Origin of the sequence: Pseudomonas sp. TH31, from assembly GCF_016650815.1 — a bacterium.
Lineage (GTDB): Bacteria > Pseudomonadota > Gammaproteobacteria > Pseudomonadales > Pseudomonadaceae > Aquipseudomonas.
The window spans coordinates 467,783-488,655 of sequence record NZ_JAEKEZ010000029.1 but is presented as its reverse complement, the minus strand read 5'-3'; the positions used below and the strand labels follow the sequence as shown (position 1 = coordinate 488,655).

General features: G+C 60.3%; 16 protein-coding genes and 6 pseudogenes. 14 read left to right on the top strand and 8 right to left on the bottom strand.

The features are described 5' to 3' along the window. A pseudogene (emhA, locus tag JFV26_RS21695) lies at positions 1-1,157 on the bottom strand (efflux RND transporter periplasmic adaptor subunit EmhA). A 266-nt stretch (positions 1,158-1,423) separates the two neighbouring features. Between emhA and emhR the strand changes: the two are divergent. Continuing rightward, positions 1,424-2,056, top strand: a complete 633-nt coding sequence (emhR, locus tag JFV26_RS21690) for an efflux system transcriptional repressor EmhR (RefSeq protein WP_201195349.1) — start codon at positions 1,424-1,426, stop codon at positions 2,054-2,056. Between the two features lie 291 nt (positions 2,057-2,347). Here the strand turns inward: emhR and JFV26_RS21685 are convergent. The 3 genes and pseudogenes from JFV26_RS21685 to JFV26_RS21675 form a co-directional block, all read right to left on the bottom strand. Then, positions 2,348-3,336 (bottom strand): annotated as a pseudogene (locus JFV26_RS21685) (alkene reductase). Between the two features lie 89 nt (positions 3,337-3,425). Beyond that, positions 3,426-4,592, bottom strand: coding sequence for an MFS transporter (locus JFV26_RS21680; protein ID WP_201195347.1), 1,167 nt, complete (start codon positions 4,590-4,592; stop codon positions 3,426-3,428). A gap of 2 nt (positions 4,593-4,594) precedes the next feature. Continuing rightward, positions 4,595-4,915 carry an ArsR/SmtB family transcription factor gene (locus tag JFV26_RS21675; protein WP_201195345.1) on the bottom strand — a complete coding sequence of 107 codons (321 nt, stop codon included), beginning with the start codon at positions 4,913-4,915 and terminating at the stop codon, positions 4,595-4,597. A gap of 155 nt (positions 4,916-5,070) precedes the next feature. Between JFV26_RS21675 and JFV26_RS21670 the strand changes: the two are divergent. Continuing rightward, positions 5,071-5,638: pseudogene (locus JFV26_RS21670) on the top strand (acyl carrier protein phosphodiesterase). 109 nt (positions 5,639-5,747) lie between these two features. On the opposite strand, the gene JFV26_RS21665 reads toward JFV26_RS21670, so the two are convergent. After that, entirely contained in the window at positions 5,748-6,542 is a 795-nt protein-coding gene (locus JFV26_RS21665; RefSeq protein ID WP_201195343.1) for a lysophospholipid acyltransferase family protein, read from the bottom strand. After that, complete coding sequence (olsB, locus tag JFV26_RS21660; protein WP_201195341.1) at positions 6,542-7,297, bottom strand: L-ornithine N(alpha)-acyltransferase; 756 nt, start codon at positions 7,295-7,297, stop codon at positions 6,542-6,544. Before olsB ends, JFV26_RS21665 begins: the two co-directional genes overlap by 1 nt. A 154-nt stretch (positions 7,298-7,451) precedes the next feature. Here olsB and JFV26_RS21655 point away from each other — a divergent pair. The 5 genes and pseudogenes from JFV26_RS21655 to JFV26_RS21635 all read left to right on the top strand — a co-directional run bounded on the left by JFV26_RS21655 (position 7,452) and on the right by JFV26_RS21635 (position 11,871). Beyond that, a pseudogene (locus JFV26_RS21655) lies at positions 7,452-8,329 on the top strand (acyl-CoA dehydrogenase). A 171-nt stretch (positions 8,330-8,500) separates the two neighbouring features. After that, a complete protein-coding gene (locus JFV26_RS21650; RefSeq protein WP_201195873.1) occupies positions 8,501-9,595 on the top strand; it encodes a serine hydrolase domain-containing protein in 1,095 nt (364 codons plus the stop codon). Next, positions 9,592-9,912, top strand: a complete 321-nt coding sequence (locus tag JFV26_RS21645; protein WP_201195337.1) for an amidase — start codon at positions 9,592-9,594, stop codon at positions 9,910-9,912. The genes JFV26_RS21650 and JFV26_RS21645 overlap by 4 nt, the downstream gene beginning before the upstream one ends. 210 nt (positions 9,913-10,122) lie before the next feature. Next, a pseudogene (locus tag JFV26_RS21640) lies at positions 10,123-10,712 on the top strand (YceI family protein). A gap of 1 nt (position 10,713) precedes the next feature. Beyond that, on the top strand, positions 10,714-11,871 hold the full coding sequence (locus JFV26_RS21635) for a phospholipase D-like domain-containing protein (protein ID WP_201195335.1): 1,158 nt from the start codon (positions 10,714-10,716) through the stop codon (positions 11,869-11,871). 122 nt (positions 11,872-11,993) lie between these two features. Here the strand turns inward: JFV26_RS21635 and bglX are convergent, their stop codons facing one another. Further along, complete coding sequence (gene bglX, locus JFV26_RS21630; protein ID WP_201195333.1) at positions 11,994-14,285, bottom strand: beta-glucosidase BglX; 2,292 nt, start codon at positions 14,283-14,285, stop codon at positions 11,994-11,996. A 238-nt stretch (positions 14,286-14,523) separates the two neighbouring features. On the opposite strand from bglX, the gene JFV26_RS21625 reads away from it, so the two are divergent. From JFV26_RS21625 to JFV26_RS21610, 4 genes are all read left to right on the top strand, one after another. Then, positions 14,524-15,132 carry a LemA family protein gene (locus JFV26_RS21625; protein ID WP_201195331.1) on the top strand — a complete coding sequence of 203 codons (609 nt, stop codon included), beginning with the start codon at positions 14,524-14,526 and terminating at the stop codon, positions 15,130-15,132. Between the two features lie 105 nt (positions 15,133-15,237). Then, on the top strand, positions 15,238-15,993 hold the full coding sequence (locus JFV26_RS21620) for a TPM domain-containing protein (protein WP_201195329.1): 756 nt from the start codon (positions 15,238-15,240) through the stop codon (positions 15,991-15,993). 42 nt (positions 15,994-16,035) lie between these two features. After that, positions 16,036-16,653 (top strand): TPM domain-containing protein, encoded by a 618-nt coding sequence (locus tag JFV26_RS21615; protein ID WP_201195328.1) that lies wholly within the window; start codon positions 16,036-16,038, stop codon positions 16,651-16,653. A gap of 176 nt (positions 16,654-16,829) precedes the next feature. Further along, a complete protein-coding gene (locus JFV26_RS21610; protein ID WP_201195326.1) occupies positions 16,830-18,047 on the top strand; it encodes a class I SAM-dependent methyltransferase in 1,218 nt (405 codons plus the stop codon). 92 nt (positions 18,048-18,139) lie between these two features. Here the strand turns inward: JFV26_RS21610 and JFV26_RS21605 are convergent, their stop codons facing one another. Beyond that, the gene (locus JFV26_RS21605) at positions 18,140-19,030 is read right to left on the bottom strand and encodes a DMT family transporter (protein ID WP_201195324.1); all 891 of its coding nucleotides are present in this window, start codon (positions 19,028-19,030) and stop codon (positions 18,140-18,142) included. 369 nt (positions 19,031-19,399) lie between these two features. Between JFV26_RS21605 and JFV26_RS21600 the strand changes: the two genes are divergently transcribed. The 3 genes and pseudogenes from JFV26_RS21600 to JFV26_RS21590 all read left to right on the top strand — a co-directional run bounded on the left by JFV26_RS21600 (position 19,400) and on the right by JFV26_RS21590 (position 20,813). Beyond that, positions 19,400-19,981 (top strand): DJ-1/PfpI family protein, encoded by a 582-nt coding sequence (locus JFV26_RS21600; protein ID WP_201195322.1) that lies wholly within the window; start codon positions 19,400-19,402, stop codon positions 19,979-19,981. Between the two features lie 15 nt (positions 19,982-19,996). After that, a complete protein-coding gene (locus JFV26_RS21595) occupies positions 19,997-20,302 on the top strand; it encodes a ribbon-helix-helix domain-containing protein (protein WP_201195320.1) in 306 nt (101 codons plus the stop codon). A 167-nt stretch (positions 20,303-20,469) separates the two neighbouring features. Further along, positions 20,470-20,813, top strand: a pseudogene (locus JFV26_RS21590) (YegP family protein). Positions 20,814-20,873 lie beyond the last annotated feature (60 nt).

The following is a 20,873-nucleotide window of genomic DNA, read 5'->3' as shown; positions in this document are numbered from 1 at the left end:
TTACTCCCCTTTGCCGCTGTAAGCCTTGTCAGCTGTCTGTGCGGCGGCCGGGTTTTTCGCCGTTACGTTGGTCGCTTCAGTCGGTTTCACTTCAATACCCGGCTTGACGAATTGCAACCCTTCGGTGATCAAACGATCGCCGGCTTTCAAACCGTCTTCAATCAGCCACTGGCTGCCAACGGTACGGCTGGCCTTGAGCTGACGCAGTTCGACCTTGTTGTCGGGGCCGACGACCAGTGCGGTCGGCGTGCCTTTGAGGTCACGGGTTACGCCTTGTTGCGGCGCCAGAATGGCGGCAGCGTTAACCCCGGACTGCAATTTGGCGTGAACGAACATGCCCGGCAGCAGGGTGTGATCAGGGTTCGGGAACACGGCACGCAGGGTCACGGAACCGGTGGTCTGGTCGACGGACACTTCTGAGAATTCCAGCTTACCGTCCTGTTTGTACTCGCTGCCGTCTTCCATGGTCAGTTTGACCGCCGCGGAGTTGTCGCCGGCCTTTTGCAGACGGCCGCTTTCCAGTTCGCGACGCAGCTCAAGCAGCTCCACCGAAGACTGGGTCACGTCGACGTAAATCGGGTCCAGTTGCTGAATCACCGCCATGGCATCGGCCTGTCCGTTGCTGACCAGTGCGCCTTCGGTCACGTTGGAGCGACCGATACGGCCGGTCAGTGGCGCGTAAACCTTGGTGTAGCGCACGTTGATCTGGGCGGTCTGCAGCGTTGCTTCGGACTGCAGACGGTTGGCCACAGCGGTGTCGTATTCCTGACGGCTGACGGCTTGCTCGTTGACCAGTTGTTTGTAGCGATCAGAAATCGATTTGGTCTGTTGCAGGCTGGCTTCGGCGCTTTTCAGCGTCGCTTCGTAGACCGACGGATCGATCTGATACAGCTGCTGGCCGGCTTTGACATCGCTGCCTTCCTTGAACAGGCGCTTGAGAATGATGCCGTTGACCTGCGGGCGGACTTCGGCGATGCGGTACGCACTGGTACGGCCCGGAAGCTCGGACGTCAGGGTAAAGGCTTGAGGTTGCAGGGTGACAACGCCAACCTGAGGGGCGGGAGGGGCTGCAGGCGCCTCTTCCTTTTGCATCCGCTGAGCAGTGATGCCAGGGCGACGGCAGTGACCAGAGCGGTAACAGCTGGCTTGAATTGCATGAAAATCCTCGGGTCAGGCGCGCAAAATGCGCACTCGAAAGGTGGAAGGGTAAAAATTAGGCGCTGAGTGGATAAGTAGCTTGCTAAGGAATATACTTACGTTCATGGTTGTTTGTAAATACCTTGGCTGCGTACCCACACTGTTACAAATGCCGCTCAAAGGTTCGAATTGTAGGCCGTAGACGGACCCCAAGAGAGTTCGCTGCACATTTATTCAGCGCATATCCAGACATCGCTGAAGCATCCTGATTTGAGGTTGTACTGCCATGGTCCGTCGTACCAAAGAGGAAGCTCAAGAAACCCGAAGCCAGATACTCGAAGCGGCAGAGAAAGCCTTTTATGAAAGGGGCGTGGCGCGCACGACGCTGGCGGACATCGCCACACTGGCCGGGGTCACTCGCGGGGCCATCTACTGGCATTTCAGCAACAAGGCGGATCTGGTACAGGCCATGCTTGATACCTTGCATGAACCGCTGGATGAGATGGCCAAGGCCAGTGAGAGCGAGGACGAGCTCGATCCGTTGGGTTGCATGCGTAAATTGCTGACTCATTTGTTTCATCAAGTTGCCCTGGATCCGAAAACCCGACGCATCAACGAGATTCTTTTTCATAAGTGCGAATTCACCGATGAAATGTGTGACCTGCGCCAGCAGCGCCGGACGGTCAGTCTCGACTGCAACGTGCGAATTGCCCTGGCCCTGAGTAATGCGGTGAATCGAGGGCAGTTGCCGAACGATCTCGATACGGTCCGTGCTGCGATCAGTCTGCATGCCTACATCGACGGCATCCTGTACCAGTGGTTGCTGGCGCCCGACAGTTTCGAGTTGCACACCGAAGCCGAGCGCTGGGTCGATACAGGGCTGGATATGCTGCGCTTGAGCCCCAGCCTGCGCAAATGAATCAAAATGCGTAAATGGATCCAGTCGTGTCAATGTTTCAGGCAGCAGAAAATCCGTATTGCTCGCCTTGACGCCGTTGAGTGCTTTTATATACGTACTAGTAGCAGGTTGATAGGTAGTGAACTATGTATTTTGTAGGAAATTTGTTTCACCCGTGTGAAGGCGGGTGAAAAATCCCGCTCAAGCTGCCCCTGTCTGCAATCTGTTGAGTGCAATACGCAAAAAGCCCCGGCGCTTTCGAGTCGGGGCTTTTGCGTTTCTGCAGGAGCAGCGCGTGCTCTGAAGGGCCGCTTACAGCGTTGGGTAGTCGATATAACCGACCGGACCCTTGGCATAAAACAGCTCAGGACGCGCCTCATTGAGCGGCGCATCAGCCTTCAGGCGCGCCGGCAAATCCGGGTTGGCAATGAACGGCACACCAAACGCCACTGCGTCAGCCTTGCCGCTGGCCAGCCATTCGTTGGCGCTGTCCTTGGTGAAGCGTTCGTTGGCGATGTACGGGCCGCCGAAGGCTGCTTTCAATTGTGGACCCAGGCTGTCGCCGGCTTCTTTCTCGCGAGAGCAAATGAAGGCGATGCCGCGTTTGCCCAGTTCACGAGCCACGTAAGTGAAGGTCTCGGACAGGTTGTCGTCGCCCATGTCATGGGAGTCGGCGCGTGGTGACAGGTGCACACCCACGCGGCCAGCGCCCCAGACTTCGATCGCGGCGTCGGTCACTTCCAGCAACAGACGGGCACGGTTTTCCAGGGAGCCGCCGTAATTGTCGGTGCGCTGGTTGGTGCTGCTTTGCAGGAACTGGTCGAGCAGGTAACCGTTAGCGCCGTGGATTTCCACGCCGTCAAAACCGGCAGCCTTGGCGTTTTCAGCGCCGACGCGGTAAGCGTCCACGACATCGGCAATTTCGGCGATTTCCAGAGCACGTGGCGTTGGGTAGTCGGACAACGGACGAACCAGGCTGACGTGACCCTTGGGCTGGATGGCGCTCGGTGCAACCGGTGTTTCGCCATTCAGGTACGACGAGTGGGAAACCCGGCCTACGTGCCACAGTTGCAGGAAGATCTTGCCGCCCGCGCCGTGGATCGCCTTGGTTACGTTGGCCCAGCCGCGAACCTGGTCGTTGGACCAGATGCCCGGGTGTCCGGGTAGCCGACGCCCATTGGCGTGACCGACGTCGCCTCGCTGAGGATCAGGCCGGCGGAGGCACGTTGTACGTAGTACTCGGCCATCAGCGCGTTCGGCACTCGGCCTTCGTCGGCGCGGCAGCGGGTCAGTGGCGCCATGATGATGCGGTTGGCCAGCTCGATGTCGCCCAGTTTGATCGGATCGAAAATAGTCGTCATGAATACAATCCTCGTGAGGTAGTGGTTAGTTAGTGGGTAGCAGGGGCCAGGTCGGGATTGGCGCTCTGACGGAAAGTAATCAGGGTCACCAGCAGGGCGAGTACCGCCAGTGCTGCTGCCGCGAGAGGTACGCTGGTCAAACCGAAACCGTGGGCGATGACGCTGCCGCCGACCCAGGCACCGAGTGCGTTGCCGACGTTGAACGCGCCGATGTTCAGGGTCGACACCAGGTTTGGTGCCGCTTTGCCGAAGGTCACCACGTTGATTTGCAGCGCAGGGACGGCGGCAAACGATGCGGTGGCCCAGAGGAACAGGGTGATTTCAGTCGGGATCACCGCGACGCTGGTCCAGGTCAGGACAGTGGAGACCACGGCCATCGAGGCGAACACGCCGATCAGCGTGGCGGCCAGGCGTTTGTCCGCCAGTTTGCCGCCGATGATGTTGCCGACCGTCAGACCGAGGCCGATCAGCAGCAGCGTCCAGGTCACGCCTTTGGGCGAGACGCCGGTGACATCGCCGAGCAGCGGGGCGACGTAGGTGAACAGGGTGAACATCGACGCGGCGAATAACGCGGTCATGGTCAGCGACAGCCAGATCCCGGCACCTTTAAGGGCGCGCAGTTCGGCGCGCATATCGAGTTTTTCTTCATCGCGGTTGGCCGGCAGGAAACGGATCAGGCCGATCAGCGCGATCACGCCGATGACGGTCACCGCCCAGAAGGTCGAACGCCAGCCAGCTTCCTGACCAAGCGCGGTGCCCAGCGGCACGCCGAGGACGTTGGCCAGGGTCAAACCAGTGAACATCAATGCCACCGCTGACGCACGTTTGTTGGCCGGCACCAGTCCTGCCGCCACCACCGAACCGATGCCGAAGAACGCACCGTGGCAGAGGGCGGTGACGACACGGGCAAACATCAGCACGTTGTAGTCGCTGGCCAGGGCGCAGAGCAGGTTGCCGACGATAAAAATCCCCATCAACGCTACGAGGGCGGCCTTGCGCGGGAGCCGGGCGGTGGCCAGTGCCATGAACGGCGCACCGATGGCCACGCCCAGGGCGTAACCGGTCACCAGCCAGCCGGCGCCGGGGATCGACACGCCGAGGTCCGCCGCCACATCGGGCAGCAGGCCCATGATGACGAACTCGGTGGTGCCGATGGCGAAGGCGCTCAAGGCCAGAATGAGTAGCGAGAGGGGCATTGTTAAGTCCTGGTCGGAGCACTGAGCTCTTTGACGATGGCGTCGAGGGCCGCTTGAATCACGTCCTCGTTGCGTTTGAAGAAGTGCCATTGACCGGCTTTCTGGCTGCTGATCAGACCCGCACGTTGCAACGTCGCCAAATGTGCGGACACGGTCGACTGCGACAGGCCGCAGCGTTGATCGATTTGCCCGGCGCAAATGCCGTACTCGTGGTTGTGGATCTGTTCCGGGAACTGAACCTTGGGGTCTTTCAGCCAGATGAGGATGTCTCGGCGTACTGGGTGTGCCAGGGCTTTTATTATTTCGTCGAGGTCGAGGGTCATGGTGGGGGCTCGTGATGAGTAAAACGCTATATCGCGATGAGGCGAACTTTAAATCGTTGAATTGCGATATACCAATATGATTTCGGTCTGACGAACGCACAAATCGGTATATCGAGTTATAACGATATATCAGCGGCAGTGCTAAGCTGCGCGGCATGAACTATCTCGCACATCTGCACCTCGGTGGCCAGCGCCCCGGTCAATGGCTCGGCAGCCTGTATGGCGATTTCGTCAAAGGACGGCTGCAAGGGCAGTTCGACCCGGAGATCGAAGCGGCTATCCAGTTGCATCGCAGCATCGACGTGTTTACCGACCGCCATCCGCTGGTGGACATCGCGTTGTCGCGGTTTTCCATCACCCGCCGGCGTTATGCCGGGATCGTGGTCGACGTTTTTTGACCACTGTCTGGCCCGGGACTGGACGCTCTACGCTGACCAGCCACTGGCGCAGTTCACTTCGGACGTTTACCGGGTTCTCTCCAGCGAGCCGCAGCTACCTGAACGGCTGGCGCAGATCGCGCCGTACATGGTGGCCAATGACTGGTTGGGTTCTTATGAGGATTTCGAAGTGCTGGCGCAGGTGCTGCGGGGGATTTCCCGGCGGCTGAGCAAACCTGAGGAACTGGCCGGGGCGATGCAGGAGTTACGGGTGTTGTATGAGCCGTTGAGTGAGGATTTCCGGTTGTTCTATCCGCAGCTTCAGGCTTTCGCCCAAAATCGCTGACACAACCCCTGTAGGAGCAAAGCTTGCTCGCGATACGATCACCGCAGTTTATCTGATGACCGCATTATCGTTCTTCGCGAGCAAGCTTTGCTCCTACAGAACCGCGGGGTCAGGCGGCGATGAGTTCGCCGGTACGCCGTGGTTCGGCCGGTTTCGCCACTTCGCCAAACAACGCCCTCTGCACCGCCTGCTGTGCCTCGAACGCCAGCGCTGCACGCTCGCGGCCCTGGCACTCGATCGGCTTGAGCACGTGAATTTCCACCTCGCCCCGATCATTGGCAAACAACCGCATCAGGTGCGAGAGCAAATCATCATCCCCAATGAACGGCGCCAGCGTATCGATTTTCCCGTCGCGCAAATAACGAATCGCCACCGGTTGCATCGCCACTTCAGCGTCAATCGCCGCTGACAGCAGGCGACCGTGGAAGGTGCGCAACGACCGGCCGTCAGTGGTCGTGCCTTCCGGGAACATCAGCAGCGGATGCGCTTGCTCCAGGTGACGGGTCATTTGTTTGCGGATCAACTGACTGTCACCCGAGCCACGGCGGATAAACAGGCTGCCGGCCTTGGCCGCCAACCAGCCTGCCACCGGCCAGGTGCGTACTTCGGCCTTGGACAGGAACGACAAGGGAGTGATCATGCCCAGCAACGGAATGTCGGTCCAGGACACGTGGTTGCTGACCCAAAGCATTGGCGTCCTTGGCAACTCACCATAAACAGTCACGCGAAACGGCAGGGCATTGCTCAAGCGGGCCATGAAAAACCGCGACCAGCGCTGTCGCCGGACCATCGAATGGGCAATCCCGGCGCGCTCGAACAAACCGAACACACTGGCCATGGTCAACCCCAGCGCCACCACCACCAGCACTCGCGCAATTCGCGCGTACACCCGAAGACGGCTCATCACATGGCCGCCTTGAAGTGCTTGGCGTAACGCGGGCAGAGTTCGTCGCGCTTGAGCAGGATGAACACGTCGGCCACCTGGAAGTCTTCGTCCCAGCACGGCTCGCCGCAGATCTTCGCGCCCAGGCGCATGTACGCCTTGAGCAGCGGCGGCATTTCGGCGATCACGTTGGAGGGGATATCCAGTGTCGGCAGCGGCTTCTTCGGCTCGGCCCGCAGGTGTTCGGTGCACAGGTAACGTTCGCGCAGGCGCTGCATGATCGCGTGGGCCTGAATGCCGCCGTCCTGCATCGGGATGCTCGCGCAGCCCATCAAATAACTGTAGCCGCCCTGATTGAGGACTTCGGCCAATTCGCCCCACAGCACCGCGATGGTGCCGCCGTTGCGGTAGGCCGGGTCGACGCAGGTGCGGCCGATTTCCAGGATCGGGCCTTTGAGCGCAACCAGACCGTGCAGGCTGAATTCTTCTTCGCTGTAAAACTTGCCCAGGCTGCTGGCGGCGGTGTGGTCGAGCAAACGGGTGGTCGCGACCAGACGCCCGGTGTTCAAGTCACGCACGCCGATGTGGGCGCAATGAACATCATAGTCATCCATGTCCAGACCCAGCTCCGCGCCTTTGAGCCTGGCGTTGAATTCGCCGCTGAACACGTTGAAGCGCAAGGCCTGGGCTTCCTGCAGGGCCTCGGTGCCGATCAGGCGTTCGGCTTGCAGGCGGCGTTCATTGCCGGTGTCGCTGATGCGGGCGATCTGAGTCATTGCGAATCTCCGTACGGGCCGTTCACCCGTCGTGGGTTGCAGCCGATCGACTTTCTTTATGCAGCCGTGTTGTGCAAAGTCAGGCTATGTAGCCCCGGTGTCATCGCCATGAAGCTTTGGTGATGCTTATATGACAGCCCACAAGGAGCCTCTTATGCCCTGGCAAACCCTGTTGAACTGCCGCGAACGCCTGCCCGCCAATCCTGACCTGGCCGAAGGCTATGCGACCTTGTTGCATCAGTTGGGCACGCTCACGCCGTTCGAACTGGCGGTGGCCGGCGCACGCTTGATGGCGACGCCGGGGTTGGCGTTTCTGGTGGGTTATCAGGCGGCGTTGCGCGTGCTGTGGCCGAGCGCGCCGTTGAGCCTCGGCGCCTTGTGCGCGACCGAGCAGCGCAGCCTGCGCCCGGCAGACATGCAGACCCGGCTCCAGGATCTGCGCCTGAACGGGCGCAAGGATTTCGTCACCGCAGGCGACGCCGCCGACTGGTTGCTGATCGCCGCCCGCAGCGAAGCACTCGGCGAAGACCCGCGATTGAGCCTGGCGGTGGTGTATCCCGGTGAGCCGGGCGTGCGCCTGGAGAAACTCCCGGCCACCGCGCTGATGCCGGACATCAGTCACGGCCGGGTGTTTCTCGACAACGCCTTTTGCGAATTGCTGGCCGGCGATGGCTGGGACGCTTACGTCAAACCGTTCCGCACCCTGGAAGACATCTATGTGTTGAGCGCCATGACCGCGTGGCTGTCCGGCGTCGGACAGGACAGCAACTGGCCGCAAACCTTGCAACTGCGGTTGCTGGCGCTATTGGCCGGGTGTGCGGAAGCCAGTCGTCAGGCGCCGAACAATCCGGCTGGGCATGTGCTGTTGGGCGGGTTGTTTGCACAGTTCGAGGGGCTCAAGGTTGAGGTGAATCAGGCCATGGCCGAGGGGTTGCCGCTATGGGCGACGATGTGGCAGCGCGATCAAGCGGTGATGGAGTTGGCGGCGCGCGCGCGGGGAAGCGGTTGACCAAAGCGTTGGCCGGATTATGAGTTGTCCGGTGTAGGAGCTGCCGAAGGCTGCGATCTTTTGATCTTGATTTTGAACAGCAAGATCAAAAGATCGCAGCCTTCGGCAGCTCCTACAGGGGGGATGTGCGTGCCGAAAGATTGTCATTATTTTCGACTAGGCTCAACAGGTTCTGATCCTTGCGAGCCCTCACCATGTTCAAAGGCTTGTCCCTGCTTCTCATGCTGCTGCTCAGTGCCACGGCCCACGCCGAAAACTGGCCCGGCGAGCAGTGGCCACAAGGCCCGAAAGTCACCGGTCCGGCACTCGAATCCCTGGAAACCTACGCCTTCCCAAGCCGCGATGACAGCACTCGAAAAGGCATCCGCACCGACGCCTTGCTGGTCATCCGCGACGGTCAACTGATCTACGAACGCTACGCCGGCCCGACCACTGTCGATACGCCGCACCTGACCTGGTCGATCAGCAAAAGCCTGATGGCCACGGTTCTCGGCGTGGCCTATGGCGAAGGCTTGTTCACGTTGCAGGACCCCGCGGTGAAGTTCTATCCGGCGCTGGAAAATCACCCGGCAATCACCCTCGCCGACCTGCTGCACTGGGCCTCCGGCCTGGACTGGCAGGAAGACTACGAATACGCGCCACTGAAATCCTCGGTGGTGGCCATGCTCTACACCCGCGGTCACGCGAACATGGCCGCATTCACCGCCGGGCACGACGAATACGCCGCGCCAGGCCAGGCGTTCCGTTATTCCAGCGGCGACAGCAACCTGCTCTCGGCAGCGTTGAAAAACATCCTCGGCACGAGCCGTTATCCGGATTATCCCTGGACCGCGTTGTTCGAACCGCTGGGGATTCGCCATGCCGTCTGGGAAACCGACGCCTCCGGGACGTTTGTCGCCTCGTCTTACGCCTATCTCACCGCTCGGGATCTGGCGCGGGTCGGGCTGTTGATGGCCCGCGATGGTCGTTGGGGCGATCGACAATTACTGCCCAAGGACTGGGTCGCTTTCAACCGCGAACCGTTTGCCGGTTATCGCGCCCATCAGGACGAAGCCGTGCCCGGCGGCCAATGGTGGCTCAATCGCGCAGTGGATGGCGCGGCGCGACCATGGCCCGACGTGCCGACCGACACCTTTGCTGCTTTGGGGCACTGGGGGCAGGCGCTTTATGTGATTCCCGGCGAAAAACTGGTGATCGTCCGATATGGCGATGATCGCGACGGTACTTATCGGCACAACGAACTGCTCAAACTCGCGCTCAAGGCGTTTGCCGAGAAGGTGCAACCATGAGTTTTATTCGCCGCCGTCCCCTCAGCAGCATCCTGCTGTTGCTGCTGGTTTTGTTGCTCGGCTGGATCTGGAAAGAGCGGGTGGCGTTGTGGGCGTTCCCGGACATCATCAGCGCCTACACTGCCAAGGAATATTGCTCGTGCCGGTATGTGATGAACAACGACGTCGAGTACTGCCATGGCTACGTGAAACAGTGGTTGCCCTTCAGCGGGTTTATCGATGACGAAGCCGGCAAGCGCGTGACCGTCAGTGGCATGGGGCGCAGCAATAGCGCGCAGTGGATCAGCGAGCGCCAAGGCTGCCGCTTGAATCCCTGAATACGGTTACTGATGTAGCAGCTGGCGAAGCCTGCGTTCGGCGGCGAAGCCGTCGTGAAATCAGGCACCACGGTGTTTCAGGCAGACTCAAGTGGCCGGATTGACGACGGCTTCGCCGCCGAACGCAGGCTTCGCCAGCTGCTACACAGGTTTGCATCTGGCTCAGGGACGGTTAAGGTTCGTGCAGGTTTATCTGCCCCACGGGTTTCTATGTTCAACCGCGTCCTCTCCAAAACCCTCGCCTTCCTGCTGCTGGCCGGTGCCACGCTGTCGGCCCATGCCGATTGGTACCTGGACGGTGAGTCGTCGCGGCTGTCGTTCATCAGCACGAAAAACGCCAACATCTCCGAGGTACAGCGCTTTTTGGTCTTGCACGGTAAGGTCGACCCCACGGGGCTGGCGCAAGTCGAAGTCGAGATGGATTCGGTCAACAGCGGTATCCCGCTGCGTGACGAGCGCATGCGCAAGGACCTGTTCGAGATCCAGACCTTCCCCGACGCCGTGATCACCGCGCAGATCGATCTGCGCCCGATCAACGACCTCGCCCCCGGTGCACAACTGGAATTGCGTTTGCCGCTGACCGTCAGCCTTCATGGTCAACAACATCAATACAACGCCGAACTGCTGGCGACCCGTCTCGATGACCGGCGCTTTCAAGTGGTGACCCTGGAGCCGCTGGTGATCAACGCTGAAGATTTCGACCTGGCCCCGGGCTGGACAGTTTGCGCAAGGTTGCCGGTTTGTCGGCCATCAGTCTGTCGGTGCCGGTGGGTGCGGTACTGATATTCACGGCGCGCTGACATGGCCGGAGCCGTATTTCCGTGGCGTGAAGGCAACCGCTTTGAATTGCTGATCGACGGTCCGCAGTTCTTTCCGCGGATGTTGGTGGCGATTGCCCGCGCCGAGGAGCAGGTCGAACTGGAGCTGTACCTGGTGGAGGCGGGCGCCTGCGCCGAGGCCATGGTCCAGGCATTGGTTCAAGCCGCCGAGCGTGGTGTGCGGGTGCGCTGCCTGTTCGATGACTATGGCAGCCTGGCGTTCACGCTGAACCTGCGCCGGCGGTTGACGGCCGCGGGTGTGGAGCTGCGTTTTTACAATCGCCTGAGCTGGCGGCGTTGGGTCGGCAACTTCTATCGCGATCACCGCAAGCTGTTGCTGGTGGATCAGGGCATGGCAGTGGTCGGCGGCACCGGGGTGACCGATGAGTTCTGGACGCCGGGTGAAGACACCAGCGAATGGCATGAAGTGATGGTGGAAATCACCGGTCCGCTGGTGCTCGACTGGCAATTGCTGTTCGACCGCCAATGGATCGCCAACCGTCACCGCCGCGCCTGGCGACCGGCCTCGCACTTTGGCCTGCCGCGCTTGCCGCGCGTACCGTCCGTGGGCGAGGGTATGGGTCGGGTTGCCTATGCCGATGCCCGTCAACACCGGGACATCCTGCAGTCGTTGTTCCGCGCATTGAACAGTGGGCAGCGGCGAATCTGGCTGGCCACGCCGTATTTCCTGCCTACCTGGAAAGTCCGTCGCTCGTTGCGCAAGGCTGCCGCGCGCGGCATCGACGTGCGCCTGCTGCTGACCGGGCCGCGCACCGATCACCCGTCGGTACGCTATGCCGGGCATCGCTACTACCCGCGACTGCTCAAGGCCGGGGTGAAAATCTTTGAGTACCAGCCGTGTTTCCTGCACCTGAAAATGGTGCTGGTGGACGACTGGGTGAGCATCGGTTCGTGCAACTTCGACCACTGGAATCTGCGCTTCAACCTGGAAGCCAACCTCGAAGCACTGGACCCCGGATTGACGGCGGCGGTGACGGCAAGCTTTGAGAAAGACTTTGCCCTGAGTCAGGAAGTCAGCCTGGAGGCCTGGCAACGCCGACCGCTGTGGCGGCGGGTCAAGCAACGGATTTGGGGGTGGGTGGATCGGGTGGTGGTGAATCTGCTGGATCGGCGGGGGTAGAGCAAGATCAAAGATCGCAGCCTGCGGCAGCGCCTACAGGAAATCGCGTACATCCGTGACTTCACGAATGTACGCGGCCTGTGTAGGAACTGCCGCAGGCTGCGATCTTTTGCTTTTTAGCGTTACAGCAATTCAAAGCTCTGCTGCGTCACGTCCTGAGAGTCCAGGCCGATCTGCACGTTGAACTTGCCCGGTTCCGCAGCGTACTTGAGCTGGGCGTTGTAGAACTTCAGGTCGTCCTCGGTAATGGTGAAGTGCACGACTTTCTGTTCGCCGGCCTTGAGCATTACTTTCTGGAAGTTCTTCAGTTCCTTGACCGGGCGGATCATCGAGCCGGTCACGTCCTGGATGTACAACTGCACCACGGTTTCGCCATCACGCTTACCGGTGTTTTTCAGCATGACGCTGGCGTCGAGCTTGCCGGTCTTGTTCAGCGTGGTCGATGACAGCGCCATGTCGCTCAGGCTGAAATCGGTGTAGCTCAAGCCGAAGCCAAACGGGAACAGCGGCCCGGTGGTGTCATCGAAATACTGCGAGGTGTAGTTGCCCGGCTTGCCCGGCGTGAACGGCCGGCCAATGCTCAGGTGGTTGTAGTAGGTCGGAATCTGGCCCACCGAACGCGGGAAGGTGATCGGCAGTTTGCCCGACGGGTTGTAGTCGCCGAACAGCACATCAGCGATGGCGTTGCCGCCCTCGGTGCCGCTGAACCAGGTTTCCAGGATTGCGTCAGCCTGTTCCTTCTCGTCGACAATCGACAGCGGGCGGCCGTTCATCAACACCAGCACCAGCGGTTTGCCGGTGGCTTTCAACGCCTTGATCAGCTCACGCTGATTGGCCGGGATGTTCAGGTCGGTACGGCTCGACGATTCGTGGGACATGCCACGGGATTCGCCGACGGCTGCCACAACCACGTCAGCGTCCTTGGCGGCTTTTACCGCTTCGTCGATCAGTACTTGGGCCGGGCGTGGATCATCCACCACTTCCGGGGCATCGAAGTTCAGGAAGTTCAGGTAATCGAGGACTTTCTTGTCGCTGGTGATGTTGGCACCGCGCGCATAAATCAGCGTCGCTTTGTCGGCCATGGCGGCGTTCATGCCGTCGAACAGCGTGACCGATTGCGCCGGTTTACCAGCAGCGGCCCAACTGCCCATCATGTCGATTGGCGCTTTGACCAACGGACCGACCAGGGCGATTTTCGCGGTTTTCTTCAGCGGCAGGGTTTCGTTCCGGTTTTTCAGCAACACCAGGCTGCGGCGGGCAACGTCTCGGGCTTGCGGACGGTGCAAACGGCTTTCGGCGTAGGTGTCGACCGGGTCATCCTCGGCCTTGCCGATGCGCAGGTACGGGTCCTTGAACAGGCCCATGTCGTACTTGGCGCCGAGCACTTCGCGAACGGCGTTGTCGATGTCTTTCTGTTCGATTTCGCCAGCCTTCAACAGCCCCGGCAGCTCTTTGCCGTAAAGGGTGTCGTTCATGCTCATGTCGATGCCGGCCTTGATTGCCAGCTTCGCCGCTTCACGACCGTCCGCCGCGACGCCGTGCTTGATCAGCTCGAAAATCGCCCCGTGGTCACTGACCGCCAGGCCCTTGAAGCCCCATTCCTTGCGCAACAGGTCGTTCATCAGCCAGGTGTTGGCGGTGGCCGGCACGCCGTTGATCGAGTTCAGGGCAACCATCACCCCGCCAGCACCGGCGTCGATGGCGGCGCGGTAGGGCGGCAGGTAGTCCTGGTACATTTTGACCGGGCTCATGTCGACGACGTTGTAGTCGCGACCGCCCTCGACCGCGCCGTACAAGGCAAAGTGTTTGGCGCTGGCCATGATGCTGTCGGCGGCGTTGGCGCCCTGGCCCTGAAAGGCCTTGACCATTACGCCGGCAATCCGCGACACCAGATAAGTGTCTTCACCGAAACCTTCGGACGTGCGGCCCCAGCGCGGGTCGCGGGAGATGTCGACCATCGGCGCGAAGGTGATGTCGAGGCCGTCGGCCGCAGCTTCCTGGGCGGCAATGCGCCCGGAGCGGGCGATGGCGTCCATGTCCCAGCTGGACGCCAGGGCCAGGCTGATCGGGAAAATGGTCCGGTGGCCATGGATCACGTCATAGGCGAAGAACATCGGGATCTTCAACCGACTGCGCATGGCAGCGTCCTGCATCGGACGGTTTTCCGGGCGGGTAATGGAGTTGAACGTGCCACCGATGTTGCCGGCGGCGATTTCCTTGCGGATCAGCTCACGCGGCATTTCCGGGCCGATGCTGATCAGGCGCAACTGGCCGATTTTTTCATCGAGGGTCATCTGCTTCATCAGATTGCTGATGAAAGCGTCCTTGTTCTCTAGAGGTGCGGGGGGCGTGGCGGCCAATACGTTATGACTGGCCAGGCTGACGAACAGCCCCAGCAAACACAGCTTCTTCATGAATAGTTTTCTCAAAGGCCTAAACGGCAGTGAATACGCGCCGGTCAGCCAAAATTTAGGGAGCGACTATTGTTGTTCAAGTAAATGCAGCACACTTCTGACGCGTTTTGGTAGTGAGGGCATCTTTTAGCCCATTGGCACGCTGCAATCCAGTGGCGGCGGCAGATTATGCCCCAAGAGCCTGATTCAAATGTTACAGGCAGTTTTTCAACGGATTGTGCACGGGAGCATCACCGACATGAATGTACGACTCAACTATCGCTCGGGCCTGCAAGTCGCAGCGCTGATGCTGCTGACCACGCTGCTGGCCGGTTGTGGCATCAACAACATCCCGGCCCTCGACGAACAGGCCAAGGCTGCCTGGGGCCAGGTGCAGAACCAGTATCAGCGCCGCGCCGACCTGATCCCCAACCTGGTGGAAACCGTCAAGGGCTACGCCAAGCATGAAGAAGATACCCTGACGGCGGTTATCGAAGCCCGGGCCAAGGCGACCTCGATCCAGGTCGATGCCAAGACACTGGATAACCCGGAAAAACTCAAACAGTTCCAGCAGGCCCAGGATCAGCTGACCGGTGCCTTGAGCCGTTTGATGGTGGTGTCCGAGCGCTACCCGGACCTCAAGGCCAACCAGAATTTCCTGGCGCTGCAATCGCAACTTGAAGGCACCGAGAACCGTATCGCCGTGGCGCGCCGCGACTTCATCCTCGCGGTGCAGAAATACAACACCGAAATCCGCACCTTCCCCGGTCGCCTTTGGCATAGCGTGATGTACAGCGACCTGCCGATCCGCGAAACCTTCGAAGCCACCAGCCCGGACGCCGAAAAAGCACCGCAAGTGAAATTTTGAAGTACCACCATTCCTGGTGACGGATGAATAACCCCCGTAGGAGCTGCCGAAGGGGCACGCCAGGTTTGAAAGATGTGTTGGGCTTGTACACGGATGAGGTTGCCAATGCGCGTGTTGAAGATGGGCCTGGTGCTGTTGCTCTGGGTGGTTGCAGTCACGGCCCAGGCCGAGTTGAAGTTCCCGCCACTGACCGGTCGGGTGGTGGACAACGCCCAACTGATCGAGCCGGCGGTGCGCGAGCAGTTGACGCAGCAACTCCAGGCCCACGAAGCCGCTACCGGCGAACAATTGGTGGTGGTGACGTTGCCGGATTTGCAGGGCACCGACATTGCCGACTTCGGCTATCAACTCGGTCGCGCCTGGGGCATTGGCCAGAAGGACAAGAACAATGGCGCGCTGCTGATCGTCGCACGCGATGAGCGCAAGTTGCGGATTGAAGTCGGTTATGGCCTGGAGGATCGCCTGACCGATGCCCAGAGTTCGGTGATCATCAACCAGGTGATCACGCCGGCGTTCAAGACCGGCAACTTCAGCAAAGGCATCAGCGACGGGGTTGCAGCGATGCTGGTGGTGTTGGGCGGCAGTCCGCTGGATGAACCGTCGACGGTGTATGACGCTGGCGGCAATCAGGAAAGCGATTTTGTTTCGCGTCATCCAGGCGTTTTCGTGTTCCTGGTGATGCTGTTCATCCTGACGATTTTTATCCTGCAGATGCTCGGTATCCTGCCCGTTGGCCGAGGCGGCTCGGGTGGTTCTGGCGGCGGGTTCGGCGGTGGTGGTTTTGGTGGCGGGGGCGGTGGCGGGGGCTTCAGTGGCGGTGGGGGCAGTTTTGGGGGCGGCGGTTCGTCGGGCGGCTGGTGATAACACGGTTGGTAAAAACAATAACGAGCAGGCATTCATAACATGGCATTACTGACTGAACACGAACAACGCAAAGTCGCCGAGGCGATTGCCCGGGTCGAGCGCGAGACCGACGCCGAACTGGTGACGGTGCTCGCGGCCCGCGCTGACGATTACGCGTACATCCCGCTGCTGTGGGCCAGTTTGCTGGCGCTGGTGGTGCCGGGTGTCGTGCATTACCTGACCGGCGTGCTGACCATGCACAGCCTGTTGCTGGTGCAGTGGGCCAGTTTTATCGTGCTGTGCCTGGTCTTCCGGATTCCGAAAGTCACCACCCATCTGATCCCGCGTCGGGTCCGTCACTGGCGCGCCTCGAACCTGGCGCGTCGGCAGTTCCTGGAGCAGAACCTGCACCACACCGTCGGCGGCACCGGGATGTTGATCTTTGTCTGCGAGGCCGAGCGCTATGTGGAGATTCTGGTGGATGAAGGAATATCCAAACGCCTGGATAACAAGAGCTGGGATGCGATTGTCGCGGCATTTACCCAGCAGGTGAAACAGGGGAAGACGTTGCAGGGGTTTGTGACGTGTATCGAGGCATGCGGCGAGTTGCTCAAGGTGCATGTGCCGGTGACGCAGGTACGCAATGAACTGCCGAATCGGTTGGTGGTTTTAGGGTAGATCAAAAGATCGCAGCCTTCGGCAGCTCCTACGGGGACCACGTTCAGCGTAGGAGCTGCCGAAGGCTGCGATCTTTTGATTCTGCACCGTTCGGGAAATTACCCGTGCCCTCAATCCCCATCCCCCCTAAAATACCCGCCATTCCCCGATCCGCACCGCCCGAGGCCGTTCTTCCCATGTCTGTCACCGCCACCCCCGCCAGCCTCGCGCCGGATCACCACGCCCAATTCATCGACCTGCTGCAAACCAGCCTCGACCACAACGCCTTCATCAAACTGGTACTGGCCAAGTACGTCGGCGCCGAAGTGGACTTGCAGCGGCTGATCATCAAGCAACTGACGGTCAAGGATCAGCCTTGCCTGTCCTTCGTCTACCGCTACAAGACCCGCGACATCACGAAGAACTTCCCGCTGGCCGAAGGCGTAGCGACCATCGCCGCGCTGCTGCCGGAAGCGTTCAAAAATGCGCATTTGCTGTCGCTGACCGACGAAGCGCAGCTCGAATACAGCAAAAAGGGCAAGCCTTCGCTGTTCAAGAGCAAACCCCAGCAATTGCGCGAAGTGCCATCCGCCGAGCACAACCGTGAGAAAAACCGCTTCCTTGACCTGAGCCGGCCGTTCCTCAAGGACCTGGGCGTGACTAACGCGCAGCAAGAGCTGATCCCGGCGATGTCGCGCAAGTGGAAGCAGATCAACAAGTTCATCGAAGTCTTCAGCCATGCCCTGACCAGCTCGCCGCTGGCGTTGGACAAACCGGTGCGGGTGGCGGATTTCGGTTCGGGCAAGGGCTACCTGACGTTCGCGATCCACGACTACCTGCGCAACACCTTGAAGGCTGAAGGCGAAGTCACCGGCGTCGAGCTGCGCGAAGAGATGGTCAACCTGTGCAACACCGCCGCAGCGAAGCTCGAGCATCCGGGGCTGGTGTTCAAATGCGGGGATGTGCGCAGCGTGGCGCCGAGCGAGCTGGACGTGATGATCGCCCTGCACGCCTGCGACATCGCCACCGACTACGCGATCCACACCGGCATTCGTTCCGGCGCCTCGATCATCATGTGCTCGCCGTGCTGCCACAAACAGATCCGCCTGCAAATCCAGAGCCCGGCGCTGCTCAAGCCGATGCTGCAATATGGTTTGCACCTGGGCCAGCAGGCGGAAATGGTCACCGACAGTCTGCGTGCGTTGTTCCTTGAAGCCTGTGGCTACGAAACCAAGGTGTTCGAGTTCATCTCACTGGACCACACCAACAAGAACAAGATGATCCTGGCGGTCAAACGCGCCGAGCCGGTGGACCCGGCCCAGCTGTTGGTGAAGATTCAGGAATTGAAGGATTTCTACCAGATCACTGAACATTGTCTGGAAACGCTGCTGCGGGCTGACGGTTATCTGAGTTAAGGCAGAAAAGATCGCAGCCTGCGGCAGCTCCTACAGGGTGTACGCCATCCCAATGTAGGAGCTGCCGCAGGCTGCGATCTTTTGATCTTGCTTTACGCCGTGGCCACACGCGCCGGTTTAACCGCAGTCTTGCGGCCCAGCATCACCGTCACGATCACCCCGGCGGCAAACAGCCAGGTGATCGGCTCGATGTGTTCGCCAAAGAACAACGCCGAAAACGCAATCGTGAAGAAGATCTGCAGCAACTGGATCTGACTGACTCGTGCTATACCGCCCATCGCCAACCCGGCGTACCAGGCAAAGAACCCGATGAACTGCGAAAACAGCGAGACGTAGCCAAACGCCCACCAGGTCTTGGCCGAAATCTCGCCCTGATGCTGCAACGCCAAATACACCACAGGCCCGATCAGCAGCGGCGTCGACAGCACCAGCGCCCAGCAGATCACCTGCCAGCCGCCCATCTCCTTGGCCAACCGACCGCCCTCGGCGTAACCCAGCCCACCCACGGCAATCGCCCCGAGCATCAGCAAATCACCGGCCTGAATACTGCCGGCACCACTGATCAACGCATAACCGAGCACCAGCGCACTGCCCAGTGCCGCGCAGGCCCAGAAGGCCTTCGACGGGCGCTCGTGAGACAGCCACGCGGCGTACAGCGCCACGCACAGCGGTTGCAAGCCATTGACCAATGCACCGTGGGATGCCGGTAAGGTTTGCATGGCCCAAGCCGAGAGCACCGGGAAACCGAGAATCACCCCGGCGATCACCAGGGTCAGGCCTTTGACCTGTTTGCAGGTCGGCCATTTCTCCCGCCGCCACAGCAACAATGCCGCCGCCGGCACCGCCGCAAACAGCGCACGGCCGAGGCCGTTGAGCAGCGGATGGAGTTCCTGCACGACGATCCGTGTGAAGGGCAGGGTGAGGCTGAAGATGACGACGCCGAGCAGGCCGAGGGCCATGCCGGTGTTTTCGCGCGAGGACATGATGGCAACCAGAGTTCGGGGTGATTGGACATGGCTTTATCTAGCCATAAACCTTTGATGTTGGCGCTTACAGCTAGGCACAGAAATATCCGTACAGTTGCGAGTAATGCTCGCAACGTAGGAGCTGCCGAAGGCTGCGATCTTTTCATCCGCCGCACCACAAATCTGATTTACTCCATCAAAAACTCAAGACTAAGACCAAGACCAAGACCAAGACCAAGACCAAGATCAAGATCAAGATCAAAAGATCGCAGCCTTCGGCAGCTCCTACAGTCATCGGCGTAGTAGTCGGTTATTACCTGCCATGCCGATTAAGGACTACCTTGAATACTCCTGCACGCCCACGTATTTCCCAGAGGAGTCCTCCCCATGGCTGCGAAAAAAATTCTGATGCTGGTCGGCGATTACGTCGAAGACTACGAAGTGATGGTGCCGTTCCAGGCGCTGCTGATGGTCGGTCACACCGTGCACGCCGTTTGCCCGGAAAAAACCGCTGGCCAGACCGTACGCACCGCGATCCATGATTTCGAAGGCGACCAGACCTACAGTGAAAAACCCGGTCACCTGTTTGCCCTGAACTTCGACTTCGCCAAGGTTGCCGAGGCCGACTACGATGCACTGCTGATCCCGGGTGGTCGTGCGCCGGAGTACCTGCGCCTGAACGAAAAAGTCCTGGAACTGGTGCGCGCCTTCGACAAGGCCGGCAAGCCCATCGCTGCGGTGTGCCACGGCGCGCAATTGCTCGCGGCAGCGGAGATTCTCGAAGGTCGCGAGTGCAGCGCCTACCCGGCCTGCGCCCCGGAAGTCCGTCTGGCCGGCGGTACGTTCATCGATATCCCGGTGACGGAAGGTCACGTTCAGGGCAATCTGGCCACAGCGCCCGCCTGGCCGGCGCACCCGAGCTGGCTCGCCGGTTTCCTCGGGTTGCTGGGCACCAAAATCACGCTGTAACAAGGGGCGTTTCCCATGTGCGAGCTCTACGTCAAAGCCGACCCGATCCTCTACGAATCGCGCTCCCGCTCGCTGCGCATCTGCGGGGTGGTCACCACCCTGCGGCTGGAGAACCAGTTCTGGGACATCCTCAGCGAAATCGCCGAGGTCGACGGCATGACCACCAATCAGTTGATCGCCAAGCTGTATGAAGAGGTGATGGACTACCGCGGGGAAGTGGTGAATTTCGCGTCGTTCTTGCGGGTGAGTTGCATGCGGTATTTGAGTCAGCGGCGGGTGGCGGCACCGGAATTGTCGGTGGTGCGCACGGCGGTGAAATAGCGCAGGCCGCGTCGACCGCTTTCGCGGGCAAGCCTCGTTCCTACAGGGGAACGCATACCCTCGTAGGAGCGAGGCTTGCCCGCGAAGGGGCCGGCCCAGGCGACAGAAACAGCCGGGTGGTCTTTACTCTTTGGCGCGAACCCTCTCAATTGCCAAGGAGAACGAGCATGTCCGGATGGTACGAATTGAGCAAAACCAGCAGCGGCCAGTTTCGGTTTGTGCTGAAAGCGGCCAATGCCGAAACCATTCTGGTCAGCGAGCACTACACCACCCGCAGCGCCGCCGATAACGGCATTGCCTCGGTGCAGACCAACAGCCCGCTGGACGAACGCTACGAGAAAAGACCACCAAGGATGGCCATCCTTACTTCAACCTCACGGCCGCTAACCACGAGATCATTGGCAGCAGCGAAGCTTATTCCTCCGAGGCTGCGCTTGAGAAAGGCATCGCCAGCGTCAAGGCCATTGGGCCGACCAAGGTGATCAAGGACAAGACGTTGCCGGTGCTTTGAGCGCAACCTTCAAATCCACTGTGGGAGCGGGCTTGCTCGCGAAAGCGGTGTGTCAGACAA

Bases quoted from the DNA above. Each gene is read 5' to 3' on its own strand.
- emhR (WP_201195349.1), top strand. From the start codon at position 1,424: ATGGTCCGTCGTACCAAAGAGGAAGCTCAAGAAACCCGAAGCCAGATA.
- JFV26_RS21680 (WP_201195347.1), bottom strand. From the start codon at position 4,592: ATGCCCCTCTCGCTACTCATTCTGGCCTTGAGCGCCTTCGCCATCGGC.
- JFV26_RS21675 (WP_201195345.1), bottom strand. From the start codon at position 4,915: ATGACCCTCGACCTCGACGAAATAATAAAAGCCCTGGCACACCCAGTA.
- JFV26_RS21665 (WP_201195343.1), bottom strand. From the start codon at position 6,542: ATGAGCCGTCTTCGGGTGTACGCGCGAATTGCGCGAGTGCTGGTGGTG.
- olsB (WP_201195341.1), bottom strand. From the start codon at position 7,297: ATGACTCAGATCGCCCGCATCAGCGACACCGGCAATGAACGCCGCCTG.
- JFV26_RS21650 (WP_201195873.1), top strand. From the start codon at position 8,501: ATGTTCAAAGGCTTGTCCCTGCTTCTCATGCTGCTGCTCAGTGCCACG.
- JFV26_RS21645 (WP_201195337.1), top strand. From the start codon at position 9,592: ATGAGTTTTATTCGCCGCCGTCCCCTCAGCAGCATCCTGCTGTTGCTG.
- JFV26_RS21635 (WP_201195335.1), top strand. From the start codon at position 10,714: ATGGCCGGAGCCGTATTTCCGTGGCGTGAAGGCAACCGCTTTGAATTG.
- bglX (WP_201195333.1), bottom strand. From the start codon at position 14,285: ATGAAGAAGCTGTGTTTGCTGGGGCTGTTCGTCAGCCTGGCCAGTCAT.
- JFV26_RS21625 (WP_201195331.1), top strand. From the start codon at position 14,524: ATGAATGTACGACTCAACTATCGCTCGGGCCTGCAAGTCGCAGCGCTG.
- JFV26_RS21620 (WP_201195329.1), top strand. From the start codon at position 15,238: ATGCGCGTGTTGAAGATGGGCCTGGTGCTGTTGCTCTGGGTGGTTGCA.
- JFV26_RS21615 (WP_201195328.1), top strand. From the start codon at position 16,036: ATGGCATTACTGACTGAACACGAACAACGCAAAGTCGCCGAGGCGATT.
- JFV26_RS21610 (WP_201195326.1), top strand. From the start codon at position 16,830: ATGTCTGTCACCGCCACCCCCGCCAGCCTCGCGCCGGATCACCACGCC.
- JFV26_RS21605 (WP_201195324.1), bottom strand. From the start codon at position 19,030: ATGTCCTCGCGCGAAAACACCGGCATGGCCCTCGGCCTGCTCGGCGTC.
- JFV26_RS21600 (WP_201195322.1), top strand. From the start codon at position 19,400: ATGGCTGCGAAAAAAATTCTGATGCTGGTCGGCGATTACGTCGAAGAC.
- JFV26_RS21595 (WP_201195320.1), top strand. From the start codon at position 19,997: ATGTGCGAGCTCTACGTCAAAGCCGACCCGATCCTCTACGAATCGCGC.